16 protein-coding genes and 1 pseudogene are annotated in these 19,460 nt (G+C 72.7%); 6 read left to right on the top strand and 11 right to left on the bottom strand.

Features of this window, described 5'->3' with window-relative positions:
* Window positions 1-5: 5 nt before the first annotated feature.
* Both KBX63_RS05190 and KBX63_RS05185 read right to left on the bottom strand, forming a co-directional pair.
* Entirely contained in the window at window positions 6-551 is a 546-nt protein-coding gene (locus tag KBX63_RS05190) for an acyltransferase (protein WP_210908756.1), read from the bottom strand.
* A gap of 162 nt (window positions 552-713) precedes the next feature.
* Entirely contained in the window at window positions 714-1,052 is a 339-nt protein-coding gene (locus tag KBX63_RS05185) for a DUF952 domain-containing protein (protein WP_210908754.1), read from the bottom strand.
* Between the two features lie 101 nt (window positions 1,053-1,153).
* On the opposite strand from KBX63_RS05185, the gene KBX63_RS05180 reads away from it, so the two are divergent.
* From KBX63_RS05180 to KBX63_RS05170, 3 genes are all read left to right on the top strand, one after another.
* A complete protein-coding gene (locus tag KBX63_RS05180) occupies window positions 1,154-1,465 on the top strand; it encodes a hypothetical protein (RefSeq protein WP_210908753.1) in 312 nt (103 codons plus the stop codon).
* Window positions 1,466-1,550: 85 nt separating this feature from the next.
* Complete coding sequence (locus KBX63_RS05175) at window positions 1,551-2,207, top strand: response regulator transcription factor (RefSeq protein WP_074318390.1); 657 nt, start codon at window positions 1,551-1,553, stop codon at window positions 2,205-2,207.
* Window positions 2,208-2,216: 9 nt separating this feature from the next.
* Window positions 2,217-3,653, top strand: coding sequence for a HAMP domain-containing sensor histidine kinase (locus KBX63_RS05170; RefSeq protein ID WP_210908751.1), 1,437 nt, complete (start codon window positions 2,217-2,219; stop codon window positions 3,651-3,653).
* 11 nt (window positions 3,654-3,664) lie between these two features.
* Here the strand turns inward: KBX63_RS05170 and KBX63_RS05165 are convergent, their stop codons facing one another.
* The 4 genes from KBX63_RS05165 to KBX63_RS05150 form a co-directional block, all read right to left on the bottom strand.
* On the bottom strand, window positions 3,665-4,630 hold the full coding sequence (locus tag KBX63_RS05165) for a TAXI family TRAP transporter solute-binding subunit (RefSeq protein WP_307871623.1): 966 nt from the start codon (window positions 4,628-4,630) through the stop codon (window positions 3,665-3,667).
* 80 nt (window positions 4,631-4,710) lie between these two features.
* Window positions 4,711-5,427, bottom strand: coding sequence for a hypothetical protein (locus tag KBX63_RS05160; protein WP_247661740.1), 717 nt, complete (start codon window positions 5,425-5,427; stop codon window positions 4,711-4,713).
* 107 nt (window positions 5,428-5,534) lie between these two features.
* Window positions 5,535-6,332, bottom strand: a complete 798-nt coding sequence (gene yaaA / locus KBX63_RS05155) for a peroxide stress protein YaaA (protein WP_210908747.1) — start codon at window positions 6,330-6,332, stop codon at window positions 5,535-5,537.
* A 53-nt stretch (window positions 6,333-6,385) separates the two neighbouring features.
* Window positions 6,386-8,005: a glycosyltransferase family 39 protein gene (locus tag KBX63_RS05150; protein ID WP_210908745.1), complete on the bottom strand. Its 1,620-nt coding sequence runs from the start codon at window positions 8,003-8,005 to the stop codon at window positions 6,386-6,388.
* Between the two features lie 179 nt (window positions 8,006-8,184).
* Between KBX63_RS05150 and KBX63_RS05145 the strand changes: the two genes are divergently transcribed.
* Entirely contained in the window at window positions 8,185-9,171 is a 987-nt protein-coding gene (locus tag KBX63_RS05145) for an App1 family protein (RefSeq protein WP_210909217.1), read from the top strand.
* Window positions 9,172-9,192: 21 nt separating this feature from the next.
* Here KBX63_RS05145 and glgB read toward each other — a convergent pair whose 3' ends face one another.
* The 3 genes from glgB to glgA form a co-directional block, all read right to left on the bottom strand.
* A complete protein-coding gene (gene glgB / locus KBX63_RS05140) occupies window positions 9,193-11,295 on the bottom strand; it encodes a 1,4-alpha-glucan branching protein GlgB (RefSeq protein ID WP_210908743.1) in 2,103 nt (700 codons plus the stop codon).
* Window positions 11,283-13,376: an alpha-1,4-glucan--maltose-1-phosphate maltosyltransferase gene (locus KBX63_RS05135; protein WP_210908741.1), complete on the bottom strand. Its 2,094-nt coding sequence runs from the start codon at window positions 13,374-13,376 to the stop codon at window positions 11,283-11,285. Before KBX63_RS05135 ends, glgB begins: the two co-directional genes overlap by 13 nt.
* A 115-nt stretch (window positions 13,377-13,491) precedes the next feature.
* Window positions 13,492-14,691: a glycogen synthase gene (glgA, locus tag KBX63_RS05130; protein ID WP_247661739.1), complete on the bottom strand. Its 1,200-nt coding sequence runs from the start codon at window positions 14,689-14,691 to the stop codon at window positions 13,492-13,494.
* A 72-nt stretch (window positions 14,692-14,763) separates the two neighbouring features.
* Here glgA and glgC point away from each other — a divergent pair, with 72 nt between their 5' ends.
* Both glgC and pgm read left to right on the top strand, forming a co-directional pair.
* Window positions 14,764-15,996 carry a glucose-1-phosphate adenylyltransferase gene (gene glgC, locus KBX63_RS05125; RefSeq protein WP_210908739.1) on the top strand — a complete coding sequence of 411 codons (1,233 nt, stop codon included), beginning with the start codon at window positions 14,764-14,766 and terminating at the stop codon, window positions 15,994-15,996.
* A gap of 46 nt (window positions 15,997-16,042) precedes the next feature.
* The gene (pgm, locus tag KBX63_RS05120) at window positions 16,043-17,686 is read left to right on the top strand and encodes a phosphoglucomutase (alpha-D-glucose-1,6-bisphosphate-dependent) (RefSeq protein ID WP_210908738.1); all 1,644 of its coding nucleotides are present in this window, start codon (window positions 16,043-16,045) and stop codon (window positions 17,684-17,686) included.
* Window positions 17,687-17,724: 38 nt separating this feature from the next.
* Here the strand turns inward: pgm and KBX63_RS05115 are convergent, their stop codons facing one another.
* Window positions 17,725-18,636, bottom strand: coding sequence for an NAD(+)/NADH kinase (locus KBX63_RS05115; RefSeq protein ID WP_247661785.1), 912 nt, complete (start codon window positions 18,634-18,636; stop codon window positions 17,725-17,727).
* Window positions 18,637-18,830: 194 nt separating this feature from the next.
* Window positions 18,831-19,335 (bottom strand): annotated as a pseudogene (locus tag KBX63_RS36345) (M14 family zinc carboxypeptidase); the annotation flags it as partial.
* Window positions 19,336-19,460: the final 125 nt, after the last annotated feature.

Below are 19,460 nucleotides of genomic sequence, written 5' to 3'. Positions count from 1 at the left end.
TCGGCTCAGCCCCGCTGCTGCGGCGGGTTGTCCACGTCCCGGGAGACCACCTCGCCGCGGTCGTCGACCCAGCCCTTGGGTCGGGCCGGGTTGCCGGCGACGAGCTGGTACGGCGCGACGTCTCTGGTCACCACCGAGCCGGCCGCGATCATCGCGTACTCGCCGATCTCGATTCCGCAGACCAGGGTCGCGTTCGCGCCGATCGAGGCGCCCCGGCGCACCATGGTCGGGGTGATCTTCCAGTCCGGATTCTGCGCGCGGGGCCGCAAGTCGTTGGTGAAGACGACGCACGGGCCGACGAAGACCTCGTCCTCCAGGGTCACCCCCTGGTAGACGGAGACGTTGTTCTGAATCTTGACCAGGTCGCCGACTGTGACGCCGGCGTCGACGTACACGTTGCGGCCGATGACGCAGCCGGCGCCCACCTCCGCCGACGACCGGATGTGGGCCAGGTGCCAGACCTTCGTGCCGTCGCCGACCCGGGCCCCCTCCTCCACGTCGGCGGTGGGGTGGACGAAGACCGAGGGGGACGGGGAACTGCTGTCAGTCATCCTTCAACTCGCATGGGTCGCAGGGCGCGCCGGGCGCCGTCGGTGACCCGCGTCGGCATGCGCCGGGACGGCCATCGGCCGCGCGGATCGGGGCTGCCACGCCCGCCCGGGCACGGAGCGTGGGGCCGGGGCGCGCGGGACTCGGCGTAGCATAGCGACCGCTCAGGCCAGCAGCGTCGCCACCGCGTCGGCGGCCGGCTGATCAGCCGGTAGCGTCTGCGTCGACACCACCGCCGTCACCGGCAGCGGGCCGTACAGGTGGGGAAAGAGCTGGTTGCCGCGCGAGGGCTCCCAGCGCAGCGCATCGCCCAGCCGTTCCGGGTCCACGGTCAGCAGGGTGAGCCCGGTGGCGCCGGTGAAGTGTCGCCGGGCCGTCTCCACCACCTGGTCGGCGGCGGAGAGGTGGATGAAGCCGTCCTGCCGGTCCACCGCCGAGCCGACCAGGTGGCCGACCGCCCGGGCGTCGTCCCACTCCACCGTCGGCAGCAACTTGTAGATCATCGTGGCAGCCTACGCGGGCCGGCAGGCGTTTCGGCCGTACCGCCGCCGACGCCGGTCGCGGCCCGGCATGCTCAGGTGGAGCAGGCCGCGGGAGGGTGACGATGGAGAGCTACGACGACAACTGGACCGAAACCCAGCGCGCGCTGTACGACGAGTGCTACCGAGCCGGTGGCGAGTGGGCGGAGGATCCGGACACCCCGTCCGATGACGTACAGCACGTGATCAACCTGGCCGAGGCGGACGACGACGCCTTCACCGACGCCGAGATCGACTACCCGCCCCTGGTCGACGCGGTGACCCAGGTCACCGGGGTCAACGTCACCAGCGTGCCGGCCCGCCACGACGACCCGGGTTTCCGAGGCTTCGTCGACGGCGTCCGGGACGGCGTCGACGACGACGTCTTCGGCCTCTAGGGCCGTCCCGGGGAGGCGGCCCTCCCGCTCGCGGCACCCTTCTGCCACCATTCGCAGGACGGTACTGCGATGGACGGGGGCACGGGTGCGGATCCTGCTGGTGGAGGACGACCGCCGGGTGGCCGCCGCGCTCTCCTCCGCCCTCACCCGCCGCGGGTACCAGGTCGAGCACGCCGCCACCGTCGCCGCCGCGCTCGCCGCCGCCCCGTGCGACCTGGTGCTGCTCGACCTGACCCTGCCCGACGGGGACGGCACCGACCTCTGCCGGGAGCTGCGCCGGCGCAGCAGCCAGCTCGGCATCATCGCGGTGACCGCCCGGGGGGAGGAACGCGACCGGGTGCTCGGTCTGCGCCTCGGCGCGGACGACTACGTCGTCAAGCCGTTCTCGATGGTGGAGCTGCAGGCCCGCATCGAGGCGGTGCTGCGCCGGGCCGCGAACGCCGCACCGGAGCGGCACCTGATCGAGGCCGGTGCGGTGCGCATCGACGTCGCCGCCCGGACGGTGACCGTGGACGGCCGGGCGGTCACGCTGACCCGCAAGGAGTTCGACGTGCTGCTCTCGCTGGCCCGTCAGCCCGGGGTGGCGGTGCCCCGCGACCGCATCCTGCTCGACGCCTGGGGCACCACCTGGACCGACCGGCACACCGTCGAGGTGCACGTCGGGTCGCTGCGCGGCAAGCTGGGCGACGCCCGCCTGGTCGAGACCGTACGTGGGGTCGGTTACCGGTTGCGCGATGCCTGAGGGGTTGCCGTGCGCCGTCGACTGGTGATCAGCTATCTGCTGCTGATGGTGCTCGTCCTCATCGCGTTGGAGACCCCGCTGGCCGCCACCCTGGCCAGCCGCGAGACCGAACGGGTCCGCGCCGACCGGCTCGCCGACGCCACCCGGTTCGCCTCGCTGGCCGGGCCGGCGCTGCGCGGTGGCGGGCCGGGCCCGCTGGAGGCGGAGCTGCGCAGCTACGACGAGCTGTACGCGATCGGCGCGGCGGTCGTCGACCGGGAACGGGGCACGGTCGTCGCCTCGGCGAGCTGGCGGCCGGCCGCGGGGACCACCACGGCTCTGGACATCGCGCTGTCCGGGCAGCAGACCAGCGCCCCTGAGTCGGTCCTGCCGTGGACGGCCGGTGCGGTGGTGGTGGCGGTGCCGATCAACGACGGCGGCGAGGTCCTCGGTGCGGTGGTCATCGTGACCCCGGCCGGCCCGATCAGCCGGGCCGTCACCGCCTGGTGGCTGCTGCTCGCCCTGGCCGGCCTGCTCGCCGTGCTGGCCTGCGTGCTCACCGCGTTCGGGCTGGCCGGCTGGGTGCTGCGCCCGGTCACCGAGCTGGACGCGGTCACCCACGAGATCGCCGAGGGCGACCGGAGCGCCCGGGTGCTGCACCGGCTCGGCCCGCCGGAGCTGCGCCGGCTCGCGGCGAGCTTCAACCACATGGCCGACGTGGTCTCCGACGTGATGGACCGGCAGCGGGCGTTCGTCGCGCACGCCAGCCACCAGCTGCGCAATCCGCTCACGGCGCTGCGGCTGCGGGTGGAGGAGTTGGGTCCCAGCCTCACCGACCCGGACGGGCGCTCCGAGCATCGGCTGGCGCTGGAGGAGACCGACCGGCTGGCCCTGGTGCTCGACGCGCTGCTGACCCTGGCCCGGGCCGAACGCGAGGAGAACGAGCGGGTCACCGTGGACGCCGCCGCGGTGGCCGCGTCCCGGGTGGCCGCGTGGGCGCCGCTGGCCCGGCACCGGTCGGTCGCGCTGCGGCTCGTCACGACCGACGCCCCGGCGTACGCCCGGACCGTCCCGACCGCCGTCGACCAGGCGCTGGACGCGTTGATCGACAACGCGGTGAAGTTCAGCGGCGCCGGCGGGGCGGTGACGGTGACGGTGACCAGCCGCGACGACGGGGTGGCCCTGGAGGTGCGTGACAGCGGTCCGGGCATGACCGAGAGCCAGCTCGGCCAGGCCACCGAACGGTTCTGGCGGGCACCGGACGTGCAGAACGTGGACGGCGCCGGGCTCGGCCTGACCATCGCGGCGGTGCTGGTGGACGCCTCCGACGGGCGGCTCACCATGCGCGCCGGAAAGCCGCGTGGACTGGTCGCCGGCCTGTGGTTCCCGGCGCCCGAGTCCGGCCCCGCAGCGGAGCCGGCGGACGACGAACCGCCCGTCGACCTACGCTCCACCCTCGCCCGGTAGCGGGCCGGGCGTCATGGCTTGGCCGCGCGGTACCAGGCGGCGGCCCCCGGGTGCAGCGACAGCGGTGCGGTGGTGATCGCCGAGCGTGGGCTCATCCGGCCCGCCGCCGGGTGCGCGGCGCCCAGCTCGGCCCGGCGCTCCATCAGCAGCCGGGTCACCTCCCGCACCAGCCGTTCCGGAAGGTCGGCCTGGACGATCAGGTAGTTCGGGTTTGCCACCGTGGTCACCGGGTCCACGCCGTACACGGAGCGGGGGATGTCCCGGGAGACGTATACCTGGCCGTAGCGGGCGCGCAGCGGGTCCGTCCACTCGCCGAGGTCCACGACCCGGGTGGCGCTGCGCCCGGCCAGCTCCTTGATGCCCCGCACCGGCAGCCCGCCGGAGAAGAAGAAGGCGTCGATCCGCCCGGCGCGGAGCGCGGTCACCGAGTCGTCCAACCCGAGCCGCTCCTGGCGCACCCCGTCACCGCCGAGCCCGGCCACCTCCAGCAGCCGGATCGCGGTGATCTCGGTGCCCGACCCGGGCGCGCCGACGGAGACCCGCCGGCCGCGCAGGTCGGCCACCGTACGGACCGGCCCGCCGCCGGTGGTGACCAGGTGCAGCTGGTCGTCGTACACCCGGGCGACGGCGCCGACCGTCGGGCTCTCCGTCGTGGTGGTGGGCAGCACATCGGCCTGGGTGAAGCCCAGCTCGGCCGCGCCCGAGCCGACCAGCCGGACGTTCTCCGCCGAGGCTGCGGTGACGACCACGCTGGCCCGCACGCCGGGCAGCTCCCGGTTGAGGATGGCCGCCAGGGACTGCCCGAAGGCGTAGTAGACGGCGGTGGGGCTGCCCGTGGCGATCCGGATCGGCAGCGGCTCGGCCGGGGCGTCCCGGCAGCTGGCGGCCCCGGTCAGGGTCGCGGCCAGCAGCAGCGTCAGCAGCGCCGCCGTCCTCGGACGGCGGTGACCGGGCCGGCTGGGCGAGGTACGACTCACGCGGTGCACTGTGCGCCGTCGGACCGGTGGGCGCAAGCCCGTCCGGCCGGTCCCGGCCGCGGCTGCCGCCCGGGTCCGGGTCAGCAGGCGGGGCGACGCTCCGGCTGCGTTGCCGCGCTGCGGGCCGGCTCCATCGCGGTGGTGCGGGCCGGCTCCATCGCCGCGCTGCGCAGGATCCGCTCCCGGTCCGGTCCGTCGGCGACGCTGACCAGGAAACAGCCGGTGCCGGGACGGAGCAGGGCCGGCACGTCGAGCACGGCCGCGCCACGGATCAGCACCGCGGCCAGTTCCCGGTCGGTGAGCCGTACCCCGAGGATGTGCCGGCGGACGTGCCGCCCGCCGGCCAGCAGCGCCGAACGCCACGCCGCCGCGGCGAGCCGGGACACCCACCGCCGACGGGCCGGCGAGGCGCCGGGCAGCGGACCGCCGAGCAGCTCCCGGCGTCCCTGCCACCAACCGGCGTCCAGCATCCGGGCGTACGCCACACGGTGCTCCCCGGGGACCCAGAGCCGGTGCAGTTCGTAGCGGCGGCGCAGGCCGCCGACGGCCACCTCGTGGGTCACCGGGATGTCCAGCCGGGCGAGCAACTGCCGCATCCGCTGGGCGGCGTCCTCCCGGTTGAACTCCACCCCCGGCGAGTGCGACGAAGGCGCCGCCGTCGGTCGTGCGCCGGTCGGCCGTGGCGTACAGCGCAGCAGGCAGGCGGCCTCGAACGCGTCACCCAGGGTCAGCCAGTCCAGCGGAGGTGGCGTCGCCGGGGAGGGGAGCCGGTCGAGCAGGGCGGGTTCACGGGCCAACGGGGGTGCTCCCTTGTCGGAGTCTGGGTTCCCCTACCGTGGCCCCTGCGCCGCCGTTGCGGAACCGGTGCCGCCCAGCCTTGAGGAAATCTTGCGGCTGCACGCCTCTAGAGGTCCGTGGCCACCAGATCCACCTGCCGCGGCCGACCGGGGCCGGCCGCCTGCTCCACGACGGTGTGCTTGAGTTCGCGCAGCGCGCCGATCAGCTCCGCGGCGGTACGCGGCCGGGCCCCGGCGACCAGCAGGTCACGGACCAACCGCCCCTTGGTCGCCTTGTTGAAGTGGCTCACCACCGAGCGGACCGGCACTCCGTCCACCTCCCGCTCGTGCAGCACCCGTAGCGTCACCGTCCGCTCGGCCAGCTCGCCGCGCGGCGTCCAGGTGGCCGCGTACGCGCCGGAGCGCAGGTCGAGCACCGGCCCGGAGCCGGCCGCAGCGGACAGCACCGGCGCCAGCACCGGCCGCCAGTACGCCGAGAGCGCCCCCACACCGGGCAGCCGGGCGCCGATCGGGCAGCGGTACGGCGGGATCCGGTCGGCGAGCCGCACCGCGCCCCACAGACCGGAGCTGATCAGGATCGACCGGCGGGCCGTCCGCTGCGCCGCCGCCGGCAACGAGGCCAGGTCCAGCGCCTCGTAGAGCACCCCGGTGTAGACCTGCGCGGCCGGCGCGGTGGCGGCCACCCGCAGCCGGGCGTTGCGGCGCAGCTCGCCGCGCTGGCCCTCGCTGAGCCCGAGCGCGACCCGCGCCGCCGCCTCGTCCGGCCCGGCGCTCAGCGCCACGAGCGCGTCGAGCACCTGCTCCCGGGCGGGGTTCAGCTCGGGCAGCGCGAGCCGGTCCGGGGACCATCGTCGACCGGTGCCGGCGTCGGCCTTCCCCTCCGAGGGCGGCAGCAGGATGAGCATTGGATCTCCTCGACGGGCGGACGGCGGCGGCCCGGCCAGCGTACGACCCGCCGCTACCGCCAGGGCCGGACCGGGGTGTCGGGGTGGTACACGCGATAGCCGCCTACCTCGCGGACCGGTGCGGCGTCGGGCCGGTCCGCGAGCAGCCGGCGCAGCCGCCGGTCCATCGGCGAGTCGACCTCCACCACGTAGCCCGGTCGCTCGGCCCGGCCGACCTGTCGCCAGTACGGCGGGTAGCGGTTCTGCCCGGGGGACAGGTCACCGTCGAGCACACCGCAGACCACCGCCTCGTCGGTGTTGAAGATCAGCCGGTTGCAGGTCCAGTAGTCCCCGTACACCTCGTGGGGGCCGTTGGCGCGCAGCGCGCCGGCCAGCTCCCGGGCCTGGCGCTCCTCGGTCCGCGACGCCCCGACGCCGCTGGTCGCGAAGAGCACGGTGATCACCAGCGTGGTCGCGGTCAGCGCGGCCAGCGCGGCGGTGGCCAGCGCGCCGGTGAGCCGGCCGAGCGCGCCGACCGTGCCCCGCCAGCAGGCGACGGCGGCGATCCAGAGCGGCCAGAGCACCGCCGGCAGCGACAGTTGCAGCACCGACAGGTAGCGGGCGTTGTCCAGCGGGCTGGTCGCGGCGAGCGGGGTGCGTACGTACGACAGCAGGGTCAACGCGGCGCCGGTGATCAGCGCGAGCTGCACCAGCGGCCGTGCCCGCTCACCGCGTGACGCCCCGGCGGCCCGGCGGTACGCGACCACCGCCAGCACCGCGGCGACCACCAGCAGCACCGGGTAGAGCAGCCCGAACCACTGCTGCCAGCGACCGCAGCCGTCCACCGGGCAGAGCCCGTGCGCCAGCGGCACCCCCTCCAGCAGACCACCCCGGATCCGCTCGGACCACGGCGGCAACGGGCCCTCCTGGGTGCTGACCGCGCGGAACACCGACAGTGAGTCCGCACCTGGCGGCGCCCGTAGATTGTCGTAGATCATCGGCGCCACCCCGACCACGAGGCCCGCCACCAGCAGGAGGCCGGACCAGCCGAGGAGCTCTCGCCGTACCGCCCACACCAGGGCCAGCCCAGCCACCGCCAGGTACGGCAGGATCAGCCAGTCTGACCAGGCGGCCAGCCCGACGAGCAGGCCGAACAGGGCGACGGCGAGCCGCCGGCGGTGCACGGTGCCCGCCGCCAGCCCCACCATGATCAGCAGCATCAGCAGCACCGCCGGCTTCACCTCGGGCCGCCCGCCGACGACGGTCAGCTGGTCACGCACCACCCGTTCCGGTCCGAGTGCCAGCAGGCCGACGACGAAGGCGGCGAACCAGGGCGCGCAGAGCCGACGGGTCAGCCGGTGGATCAGGTAGAGGAAGACCGCGTACAGCGCGAGCATCGGCAGCCGCAGCACCGGCCAGCTCGGCCCGGTCACCGCGACCAGCGGCGCGGCCAGGTACGACTCCAGCATTCCCATGTAGTGCTGGCCGTAGAGGAAGACTGGTCGTTCCCGGCCCTGCCCGATGTGCAGCGCGGCGAGGCCGAACGTGGCCTCGTCGCTGTTCGACACCGGCACGGTGTACAGCGTCAGGACCAGCCGATATCCGACGCCGGCCAGCCCGAACAGCAGCGCGACGAGCGCCGGCCGGTCGAGTCGCGGACGCCATCGTCCGCGGTGCTGCTCTGGATGCGACACGACCACGCCCCCGTCGTCGTCCCGACCGGAGTGTTTCACGGACGGCGGGCCGGCCGGGGCGGTTCTGGGCAGCCGGCGTCGCTCGCGTGGCCGTCGCCGTCGAGGTGTGGCAGGGTTGGCGGGTGCCACCCACTCCCGCCGGCCAGCTGGCCGTTCCGAACCTGCACCGGGCCGCGCGGATGGAGGACGCTGTGCACCAGCTCGTGGAGCGTCGGCTGCGGCGCACCGGCTGGCGCATCAACGTCATCGCGTACACCGGCTACGGCTCTCCGGGTTGGGTGCGGGTGATGTGCCGGGTGCTGCTGGGCCGACCGGACACCCGCCAGCGGGGGCGGCTGGACAAGGTTCGCGGCTGGCGCAGCTTCACGACGCTGCCGGCCAAGCACGTGACGGTGACGATCGAGGCCGGCGGCGTGCGCTGCGAGGCGCGGGCCGACCGCAGCGGCTTCGTCGACACGCTCGTCGAGGCCGACCTGCCGCCCGGCTGGGGCACGGTCCGGCTGAGCGTGCCGGACGCCGAGCCGGTGGACGCGCCGGTGCGCATCCTCGACCCGGAGGTGCGGTTCGGCATCCTCTCCGACATCGACGACACGGTGATGGTGACCGCGTTGCCCCGGCCGCTGCTCGCCGCGTGGAACACCTTCGTGCTCGACGAGCACGCCCGCGCCGCCGTGCCCGGCATGGCGGTGCTCTATGAGCGGCTGGTCACCGCGCACCCCGGCGCCCCGGTCTTCTACCTCTCCACCGGCGCGTGGAATGTGGCACCGACGCTGACCCGGTTCCTGTCCCGGCACCTCTACCCGGCCGGGCCACTGCTGCTCACCGACTGGGGCCCGACCGCCGACCGGTGGTTCCGCAGCGGGCGCGAGCACAAGCGGGCCACCCTGGCCCGGCTGGCCCGGGAGTTCCCCGAGGTGCGCTGGCTGCTGGTCGGCGACGACGGCCAGCACGACCAGGAGATCTACCGGGAGTTCGCCGCCGCCCACCCGGAGAACGTGGCCGCGGTGGCGATCCGTCGGCTCTCCCCGACCCAGTCGGTGCTGGCCGGCAGCCTGCCCGCCCCGGCCGGAGAGCGCGAGTCGGCGGGACGGGTGGGGCAGAAGTGGCTCTCCGCGCCGGACGGTGCCGGCCTGTGGACGCTGCTGCGCGACGCCGACCTGGTCTGACCCGTCGGCTGGCGCCGACGGCTAGCCCTGGCGGAGCCAGATGACGCCGAGTGGCGGGACCTGGAGGGCGGCGGAGGCGACCATGCCGTGCCACGGAACGTCCTCGGTGTCCACCGCGCCCAGGTTGCCCACCCCCGAGCCGCCGTAGTGGTGGGCGTCGGTGTTGAGCACCTCCGTCCAGGTGCCACCGGCCGGTAGGCCGATCCGGTAGTCGTGCAGCGGCAGGGCGGAGAAGTTCGCCACGCAGACCAGCGTCGACCCGTCCGGGGCGATCCGGATGAACGACACGGTGTTGTTGGCGACGTCGTCGCCGGCGATCCAGCGGAAACCGGCCGGCTCGGTGTCCTGCGCCCAGAGCGCCGGGGTGGCCCGGTAGATCCGGTTGAGGTCGCCGACGAGACGCTGCACGCCGGCCCGGGCCGGGTCGTGCAGCAGGTACCAGTCGAGGCCGCGCTCCTCGCTCCACTCCCGGTCGTCGGCCAGCTCCGAGCCCATGAAGAGCAGCTGCTTGCCCGGATGCGCCCACATGTACGCGAGCAGCGCCCGGACGTTGGCCAGCCGTTGCCACGTGTCGCCGGGCATCTTGCCGGCGAGTGAGCCCTTGCCGTGCACCACCTCGTCGTGGCTGATCGGCAGGACGTAGTTCTCGCTCCAGGCGTACGCCAGGGAGAAGGTGAGCTGGTGGTGGTGGTGCTGGCGGTAGATCGGGTCCTTCGAGGTGTAGAGCAGGGTGTCGTGCATCCAGCCCATGTTCCACTTGAAGCCGAAGCCCAGCCCGCCCTCGGCGGTGGACCGGGTCACCCCGGGCCAGGCGGTGGACTCCTCGGCGATCAGCACCACCCCGGCGTGATGCTTGTAGACGGTCGCGTTCACCTCCTGCATGAACGCGATGGCCTCCAGGTTCTCCCGGCCGCCGTACTGGTTGGGGGCCCACTCGCCGTCCTTGCGGGAGTAGTCCAGGTAGAGCATCGAGGCGACGGCGTCCACCCGGAGCCCGTCGACGTGGAACTGGTCGCACCAGTAGAGCGCGTTGGCGACCAGGAAGTTGCGGACCTCGCGGCGGCCGAAGTCGAAGACGTAGGTGCCCCAGTCGGGGTGCTCACCGCGCCGCGGGTCGGGGTGCTCGTAGAGCGGGGTGCCGTCGAAGCGCGCGAGGGCCCACTCGTCCTTGGGGAAGTGCGCGGGCACCCAGTCCAGGATCACGCCGATGCCGGCGGCGTGCAGCTGGTCGACGAGGTGCCGGAACTCGTCCGGGTCGCCGAACCGGGAGGTTGGCGCGTAGTAGCCGGTCACCTGGTAGCCCCAGGAACCGCCGAACGGGTGCTCCATCACCGGCAGGAACTCCACGTGGGTGAAGCCAAGCTCGGTGACGTACGCGGTCAGCTGCTCGGCCAGCTCGCGGTAGCCCAGCCCGGGCCGCCACGAGCCGAGGTGCACCTCGTAGACGCTCATCGGCTCCTGGTGCGGCTGCCGCTCGGCCCGCCGGGCCAGCCAGTCGGCGTCGGACCACCGGTACGTCGAGTGGTGCACCACCGAGGCGGTGGCCGGCGGCACCTCGGCGTACCCCGCCAGGGGGTCGGCCTTGTCCCGCCACTGCCCGTCGGCGCCGAGGACGCGGTACTTGTAGCGGGCCCCGACCCGGGCGTTGGGGACGAACAGTTCCCACACCCCGCTGGAGCCGAGTGAGCGCATCGGCCAACCGTCGTCCGGCGACCAGCCGGTGAAGTCGCCGACCACCCGCACCCCGCGGGCGTTGGGCGCCCACACGGTGAACGCCACACCCTCGTCGAAGACCCGGGCGCCGAGCGCCTCCCACAGGCGCTCGTGCCGGCCCTCACCGATCAGGTGCAGGTCCAGCTCGCCGAGCGTCGGCGGGTAGCGGTACGGGTCGTCGTGGGTCGCCCCGTCGACGTCCACCCGGTAGTCGAGGACCTCGCCGGGCAGCACCGCCTCGAACACGCCCACGTCGTGCACCCGCTTCATCGGGTGCCGTTCGTCGCCGACGAGCAGCACGACGTCGCCGGCGCCCCGGCGCATCGTGCGGATCGTCGTCGACCCGTCGACGGGGTGCGCGCCGAGCAGCGCGTGCGGGTCGTGCGTCGCGCCGGAGATCAGCTGGTCCATCGGGCGTCCTTCGGGGCGGGAGCGGTCGGCGCGGTGCCGCCGGAGAGGTCGTCCGGCACCTCGGCGACGGTGAGGTCGGCCGGCTCGGTGCCTGCCGGCTGCGGCTCGGTCGGCGGGGTCGGGCGACGCACGGTCAACACGTGCGCGGGTTGCAGGTACGGGTCGAGCCGTACCGCGTTGCGCTGACCCCAGTCGTAGCTGGTGCCGGTCAGTTCGTCGTGCACGGTGAACCGTTCGTGCCAGTCGAAGCCGAGCGCCGGCATGTCGAGCGTGGTGTTGCCCCACTGAACGGTGCGCGAATCGAACGAGCAGATCACGATGATTGTGTTGCCGGTCTCCGCGTCGTGTTTGGACCAGCAGAGCAGCGCCGGGTTGTCGATCTCGTGGAAGCGCAGGTTGCGCAGCTGGTGCAGGGCTGGGTTGTCCCGGCGTACCCGGTTCAGGGTGGCGATGAACGGGGCCAGCGAGCGGCCCTGCGCCTCGGCGCCGGCCCAGTCCCGGGGGCGCAGCTCGTACTTCTCGTTGTCCAGGTATTCCTCGGCGCCGGGGCGGGCCACGTGCTCGAACAGCTCGTAGCCGCCGTACATGCCCCAGGAGGGGGAGAGCAGCGCGGCCAGCACCGCCCGGATCTTGAACATCGGGGGGCCGCCGTGCTGCAACGACTCGTGCAAAATGTCCGGAGTGTTCGGCCAGAAGTTGGGTCGCATGTAGTCGGCCGCCGCGAGCAGCTCCTCGCAGTACTCCCGCATCTCCGCGGCTGACGTGCGCCAGGTGAAGTAGGTGTACGACTGGGTGAAGCCGACCTTGCCCAGGCCGTGCATGATGGCCGGCCGAGTGAACGCCTCGGCGAGGAACAGCACGTCCGGGTCGACCTTCTTCACCTCGGCGATCAGCCAGTGCCAGAAGTCGAAGGGCTTGGTGTGCGGGTTGTCCACCCGGAAGATCCGGATACCCTCGCCGACCCAGTGCAGCACCACGCGCAGCACCTCGGCCCGGATGCCCTCCGGATCGTTGTCGAAGTTCACCGGGTAGATGTCCTGGTACTTCTTCGGCGGGTTCTCCGCGTACGCGATGCTGCCGTCGGCCCGGGTGGTGAACCACTCCGGGTGCTCGGTGACCCACGGGTGGTCCGGTGCGCACTGCAACGCCAGGTCCATCGCCACCTCCAGGCCCTGTGCCGCCGCCGCCTGGATGAAGGCTCGGAAGTCTGCCGGCGTACCCAGGTCGGGGTGGATGGCGTCGTGGCCGCCCTCGGCGGCGCCGATCGCCCACGGCGAGCCCACGTCGTCCGGCCCGGCGGTGAGCGCGTTGTTGCGGCCCTTGCGGTTGACCCGGCCGATCGGGTGGATCGGCGGCAGGTAGAGCACGTCGAAGCCCATCGCGGCGACACCGGGCAGTCGCTCGGTGGCGGTGGCGAAGGTGCCGGAGCGGGCGGGTGCATCCGCTCGGGCCGGCACCGCCCCCTCGGAGCGGGGGAAGAACTCGTACCAGGCGGAGAAGAGGGCCCGCCGCCGGTCCACCCACATCGAGTACGTCTCACCTGCGGTGACCAGCTCACGCACCGGATGAGCCCAGAGCAGGTCGGCCAGGGCCAGCGCCGGGTCGACCCGCTGCGGCAGCGGCAGGTCGGTGTCGACCAGCGCGGTGACCGCCGCGGCGACCCTGGCCCGGTCGGCGGCCGGCACCAGCGGGCGGGCGGCGGTGAGCACCCGCGCCCCCTCCGCCAGGTCGTTGGCCAGCTCGGCCGGCCCCTGCCCGGCGGCGACCTTCTTGGTCACCGCGTTCTGCCAGGTGAGGTACGGGTCGGCGAACGCCTCGACGGAGAAGGTCCAGGTGCCCACGGCGTCCGGACGGATCACCGCGTGCCAGCGGTCCTGCCCGGGCTGGCCGGGCCGCATCCGGGTGAACGGCCTGGTGGTGCCGTCCGGGCCGGTCCAGACCACGTTGCAGCCCAGCGCGTCGTGCCCCTCCCGGTAGGCGCGCGCCGACACCGGAATCGGCTCGTCGACCACCGCCTTGGCCGGGTACCGCCCGCAGGAGACGACGGGGGAGACGTCTTCGATCGGGAACCGTCCAGTCACCCCGCCAACCTACTGCGCGAGATCCGTTCGCGCGCGGCCAAGCAAGCGACGTTGGCGAGCTGCGCGTTAGGAAGGGCCCCTTCCTATACCGGAGGCGTTAACAAGGGTCCCTTCCTCACATCACCGACCGGTAGACCTCCAGCGTCTGTTGGGCGACGGCGTCCCAGGAGAAGTGCTCGACCGCGCGACGCCGGCCGGCCAGGCCGAACCGCTCGGTGCGGGCCGGGTCGGCGAGCAGCGTGTTGATCGCCGCCGCGAGGTCGGCCACGAACCTCTCCGGCTGCAACGGGGTCCCGGACCCGTCGGTGGCCTGCTCGATCGGCACCAGCAGGCCCGTCTCGCCGTCGGCCACCACCTCGGGGATGCCGCCGGTGGCGGTCGCCACCACCGCCGTCTCGCAGGCCATCGCCTCCAGGTTGACGATGCCCATCGGCTCGTACACGGACGGGCAGGCGAAGACGGTGGCATGGGTGAGCACCTGGATCACCTCGGGCTTGGGCAGCATCTCGGCCACCCAGATCACCCCGGAGCGGTTGGCCCGCAGCTCGGCAACCAGGTCCTCCACCTCCTTGGCGATCTCCGCCGTGTCCGGTGCGCCGGCGAGCAGGACGAGCTGGGTGTCCGCCGGCAGCTCCCGGGCGGCCCGCAGCAGGTAGGGAAGCCCTTTCTGCCGGGTGATCCTTCCCACGTACGCCACGCTGGGTCGAGCCGGGTCGATGCCGAGCCGGTCGAGCACGTCGGTGCCCCGGTCCGGGGCGTACTGGGCGGTGTCGATGCCGTTGTAGACCACCCGGACCCGGTCCGGGTCGACCTGCGGGTATGCCGCGAGCACGTCACGGCGCATCCCGCCGCTGACCGCGATCACCGCGTCGGCAGCCTCCATCGCCGTGCGCTCGCACCAGGAGGAGAGCGCGTAGCCGCCGCCGAGCTGCTCGGCCTTCCACGGCCGCAGCGGCTCCAGGCTGTGCGCGGTCATCACGTGCGGCACCCCGTGCAGCAGCTTCGCGGTGTGCCCGGCCAGGTTCGCGTACCAGGTGTGGCTGTGCACCACGTCGGTGCCGGCCGTGCCGGCGGCCATCTCCAGGTCCACGCCCATCGTGCGCAGCGCGGCGTTCGCGCCGGTCAGGCCGGGCGGTTCGGCGTACGCGGTGACGCCCGGCTCGGTGCGCGGCAGGCCGAAGCAGTGCACCCGCACGTCGGCCACGCGGCGCAACTCCCGGGCCAGGTACTCGACGTGCACTCCCGCGCCGCCGTAGACCTCCGGCGGGTACTCCCGGGTCAGCAGATCGACGCGCAGCGGGGTGGGTTCCGTCATGACCCCGCACCCTAGTGCAGAAGACTCCCCGTACGAGTGGTGAAGTGGGGCGAGGGTGGATAGCGTCTGGGCATGGCTGCCAAGGTGCTCGCGATCGTCCTGGCGGGTGGGGAGGGCAAGCGCCTGATGCCACTCACCACGGACCGGGCCAAGCCGGCCGTCCCGTTCGGCGGGATGTACCGCATGGTCGACTTCGTCCTCTCCAACCTGGCCAACGCCGGCTATCTCAAGATCGTCGTGCTGACCCAGTACAAGTCCCACTCCCTCGACCGGCACATCACCAAGACCTGGCGGATGTCCACGCTGCTCGGCAACTACGTCACTCCGGTGCCGGCGCAGCAGCGGCGCGGCCCCTGGTGGTTCGCCGGCTCCGCCGACGCCATCTACCAGAGCTTCAACCTGATCAACGACGAGCAGCCCGACTACGTGATCGTCTTCGGCGCCGACCACATCTACCGGATGGACCCGCGGCAGATGGTGGAGGACCACATCGCCTCCGGCGCCGCCGTGACCGTCGCCGGCATCCGCCAGCCGCTGTCGATGGCCGACCAGTTCGGCGTCATCGAGGTAGGCGAGGACGGCCGGCGCATCCGGGCGTTCCGGGAGAAGCCCACCGACGCGGTCGGCCTGCCCGACGCGCCGGACGAGATCTACGCCTCGATGGGCAACTACGTCTTCACCACGCGAGCGCTCTGTGAGGCCGTCGAGCGCGACGCGGAGGACAAGACCAGCAAGCACGACATGGGCGGCAGCATCATCCCGATGCTCGTCGAGCGGGGCGAGGCGAACGTCTACGACTTCCGCGACAACGAGGTGCCGGGCAGCACCGACCGGGACCGGGGCTACTGGCGGGACGTCGGAACGCTCGACTCGTTCTACGACGCGCACATGGATCTGATCAACGTGCACCCGGTGTTCAACATGTACAACTTCGACTGGCCGATCTACACCGAGCAGCCGCCGTGGCCGCCGGCGAAGTTCGTACACCAGTGGGGGGAGCGGGTCGGCCGGGCGGTCGGCTCGATGATCTCCCCGGGCGTGGTGATCTCCGGCTCGCTGGTCGAAAATTCGATCGTCTCGCCGAAGGTGCGGGTGCACTCCTGGGCGCACGTCGAGGGCTCGGTGCTGATGGAGGGTGTGGAGATCGGTCGGCACGCGGTCGTCCGGCGCGCCATCCTGGACAAGAACGTGTTCGTCCCGGAGGGCGCCGAGATCGGTGTCGACCTGGAGAAGGACCGGCAGCGCTACACCGTCTCCGACAACGGCATCGTGGTGATCGGCAAGGGCCAGAGAGTCGAGCTGTGACCCGAGCCCGCCCGTCGTTGATCGCAGTACCGAGGAGGTAGACCCCGTGACCCATCCCCGTGCCGGCCAGCCCGCCGAGCCCGCCGACCTGGTCGACGTGCCGCGCCTGGTGACCGCCTACTACGCCGAGCATCCGGACCCCGCGGACCCGGCGCAGCAGGTCTCCTTCGGCACCTCCGGCCACCGGGGCTCCAGCCTGCGCAACGCGTTCAACTCCGACCACATCCTCGCGGTCACCCAGGCGCTCTGCGACTACCGCCGCGAGCAGGGCCCGGACGGCCCGCTCTTTCTCGCCCGGGACACCCACGCGCTCTCCGCGCCGGCCGCGGTGGACGCCCTGGAGGTGCTCGCCGCCAACGGGGTCACCGTGCTGGTGGACAGCCGCGACGGCTACACCCCCACCCCGGCGCTGTCGCACGCGATCCTCACCCACAACCGGGGGCGCACCAGCGGGCTCGCCGACGGCATCGTCATCACCCCGTCGCACAACCCGCCCGACGACGGCGGCTTCAAGTACAACCCCACCAACGGCGGGCCGGCCGACACCGACATCACCCGGTGGATCCAGGACCGGGCCAACGCGATCCTCGCCGCCGGGCTCAAGGAGGTCCGCCGGATCACCTACGCGCGGGCCCGCGCCGCCGACACCACCGGGGAGTACGACTTCCTCGCCAGCTACGTCGACGACCTGCCTTCCGCGATCGACATCGACGCCATCCGCGACGCCGGGGTCCGCATCGGCGCGGATCCGCTCGGCGGGGCGAGCGTGGCGTACTGGGGCGAGATCGCCGAGCGGCACCGGCTCGACCTGACCGTGGTCAACCCGACGGTCGACCCGACCTGGCGGTTCATGACGCTAGACGGCGACGGCAAGATCCGGATGGACTGCTCGTCGCCGAACGCCATGGCGTCACTGATCGCCGCCCGCGCCGACTACCAGATCTCCACCGGCAACGACGCCGACGCCGACCGGCACGGCATCGTCACCCCCGACGCCGGCCTGATGAACCCCAACCACTACCTCGCGGTGGCGATCAACCACCTGTTCCGCACCCGCAGCGACTGGGGCCCGGCCGCCGCGGTGGGCAAGACCCTGGTCTCCTCCTCGATGATCGACCGCGTCGCCGCCGACCTGGGCCGGCCGCTGCTGGAGGTGCCGGTCGGCTTCAAGTGGTTCGTTCCCGGGCTCCTCGACGGCGCGGTCGGCTTCGGCGGCGAGGAGAGCGCCGGCGCGTCGTTCCTGCGCCGAGACGGCTCCACCTGGACCACCGACAAGGACGGCCTCCTGCTCTGCCTGCTCGCCGCCGAGATCCTGGCCAGCACCGGGCGCAGCCCGAGCGAGCACTGGGCGGAGCTGGCGGAGCGGTTCGGCGCCCCCGCGTACGCCCGGATCGACGCCCCGGCCACCCGGGAGCAGAAGGCCGTGCTCGGCAAGCTCTCCCCGGAGCAGGTCACCGCCACCGAGCTGGCCGGCGAGCGGATCACCGCGACGCTGACCAGCGCGCCCGGCAACGGTGCCGCGATCGGTGGCCTCAAGGTCAGCACGAAGTCCGGCTGGTTCGCCGCCCGGCCCTCCGGCACCGAGGACGTCTACAAGATCTACGCCGAGTCGTTCCAGGGCCCCGAACACCTGGCGCGCATCCAGCAGGAGGCCAAGGCCCTGGTCGACGGGGTGCTCGGGCAGGCCTGAGCGCGGACGGGAAGCGGGCCGGGTGGGCGGCGGCCCGGTCAGCAGGGCGGCGGCAGCTCCCGCTGGGTGCGCCGCCGCAGCTCGTCAGGGAGCAGTTCGCTGAGTTGCTCGGGCAGGAACGGCAGGTCGAGCAGCGTCATCTTCAACTGGTTGCGTTCCTGGTAGCGCAACGGGTCGAAGCGGACCACCAGGCCGGCGTTGCGGCGGTAGCTGATGTCCACGGCGCCCTCGGTCGCCGCGTCCCGAAACACCAACCCGTCCATCTCCACCACGACCGACGACGAGTTGGGCTCCAGCTCCAGCCGGATCTTCTCGTCCGGTGAGAGCACCACCGCCCGGGAGATGCCGGCCATCGGCGCCGACGGCGTCACCACCACCGCGTCCGCCGCCGGGGAGATCAGCGGGCCGCCCGCGGCGTAGCTGTACGCCGTGGAACCGGTCGGTGTGCTGACCACCACCGCATCGGCGCGGTAGTAGCCGTACTGCTGGCCGTCCACGGCGAGGGTGGCGGTGACGAAGCCGGAGCCCGGCTGGCGGACCAGCGCGATGTCGTTGAACGCCACCACGTCGTCGCCGCACACGTCGCAGACCAGGCAGGCGTGCGACTCGATGGTGAAGTCCTTCGACAGCAACCGACTCAACGCCTCGGGCAGCTCCGGCGGCTCGACCTCGACCAGGAAACCGAGACGGCCCAGGTGTACGCCGAGCACCGGCTTCGGATCGAGGACGGCGGAGCGCAGCGCACCCAGCATGGTGCCGTCACCGCCGATGCTGATCAACGCGTCGGCGCGGACAGCCACCTCGTCCTCCGGAACGGGCTCGACGCTGGCCGGCACGCGGTGCTTGTCCTCCGCGCGCACCATCAGCGACTTGTGGTGGCGCGTCGCCCACCGCTCGATGATCCCGACCACCTCGGTGACATCCCGGGTGGGGTGCAGTACCAGACCCAGACCCGACACCCGTACAGCTCACCACATCGGTGGCAGCCGCGCCGGGCGTACCCCGAAGGTGCGCCGCCGGTCCGGGGACCGGGTCCGCCGCGGACCGTGCTACGGCCAGCGCTAACGCAGGTCCTTGCTCACCTCGCTGGCGATCAACTTCTCGTCGTCGGGGGAAGATGAGGATCGACGGCCGAGGCCGACTCGTCCTCCGGAGGTGGGGTCTTCGCATGCCGGTCGACGCACGGGAGCAGCAGTTGCGCCGCCGAGTGGCAGTTGACGAAGAACTTGAAACCGACCCGACGGAGGAGCTTTCAAGCGCCCTGACCTCCGGCTACGAGTTGGTGCCGGGGCGGCGGTATGTCTCGCTGTGGGGCTCCGAAGACGAGCTCTCGTTGTCGTGCCCAACTGCAGCCAAAGTTGCGGCCGTTGTTTTCGCGCAGGCGCATGCGCCACAGCCCGTTGCCCGGGGGTGAACGTGTAATCGTGGCCGTCGGGGTTGGCAGCCGGCATCAACCACAGCTCGGTGATGTCCAGGAGGCGGGTGATCTCCCGGTCGGTGCTGTAGCTGTCCCGTACGTGATGCATCAGCCGGCGGGTCATCTCCGGCGTGATCCACTCCCGGACGTGCTGGGCGCTGCCTTAGAGCACCGCCGGGTGCCCGCCATCCGGCACCGTCCGGACGTTCTTGGTGACCTTGACCGCGAAGAGGCGCCGTTGCCGACACGGCTGTCGACGCCCTCGCGGTGCCGGGCCGGCGCGGCATGATCCCGATGATCGCCGGGGAACGGCTGTACCGCGTGGGCGTTCTCTCATCACGCTGACGCAACGACCGG

This window comes from Micromonospora sp. U21, from assembly GCF_018070045.1.
Lineage (GTDB): Bacteria > Actinomycetota > Actinomycetes > Mycobacteriales > Micromonosporaceae > Micromonospora.
The sequence above is the reverse complement of the archived record's forward strand: the minus strand, read 5'-3'. Positions and strand labels throughout refer to the sequence as shown.

Excerpts from the sequence above, each read along its gene's own strand:
- KBX63_RS05190 (WP_210908756.1), bottom strand. The coding sequence starts at position 551 with ATGACTGACAGCAGTTCCCCGTCCCCCTCGGTCTTCGTCCACCCCACC.
- KBX63_RS05185 (WP_210908754.1), bottom strand. The coding sequence starts at position 1,052 with ATGATCTACAAGTTGCTGCCGACGGTGGAGTGGGACGACGCCCGGGCG.
- KBX63_RS05180 (WP_210908753.1), top strand. The coding sequence starts at position 1,154 with ATGGAGAGCTACGACGACAACTGGACCGAAACCCAGCGCGCGCTGTAC.
- yaaA (WP_210908747.1), bottom strand. The coding sequence starts at position 6,332 with ATGCTCATCCTGCTGCCGCCCTCGGAGGGGAAGGCCGACGCCGGCACC.
- KBX63_RS05145 (WP_210909217.1), top strand. The coding sequence starts at position 8,185 with ATGGAGGACGCTGTGCACCAGCTCGTGGAGCGTCGGCTGCGGCGCACC.
- glgB (WP_210908743.1), bottom strand. The coding sequence starts at position 11,295 with ATGGACCAGCTGATCTCCGGCGCGACGCACGACCCGCACGCGCTGCTC.
- glgA (WP_247661739.1), bottom strand. The coding sequence starts at position 14,691 with ATGACGGAACCCACCCCGCTGCGCGTCGATCTGCTGACCCGGGAGTAC.
- glgC (WP_210908739.1), top strand. The coding sequence starts at position 14,764 with ATGGCTGCCAAGGTGCTCGCGATCGTCCTGGCGGGTGGGGAGGGCAAG.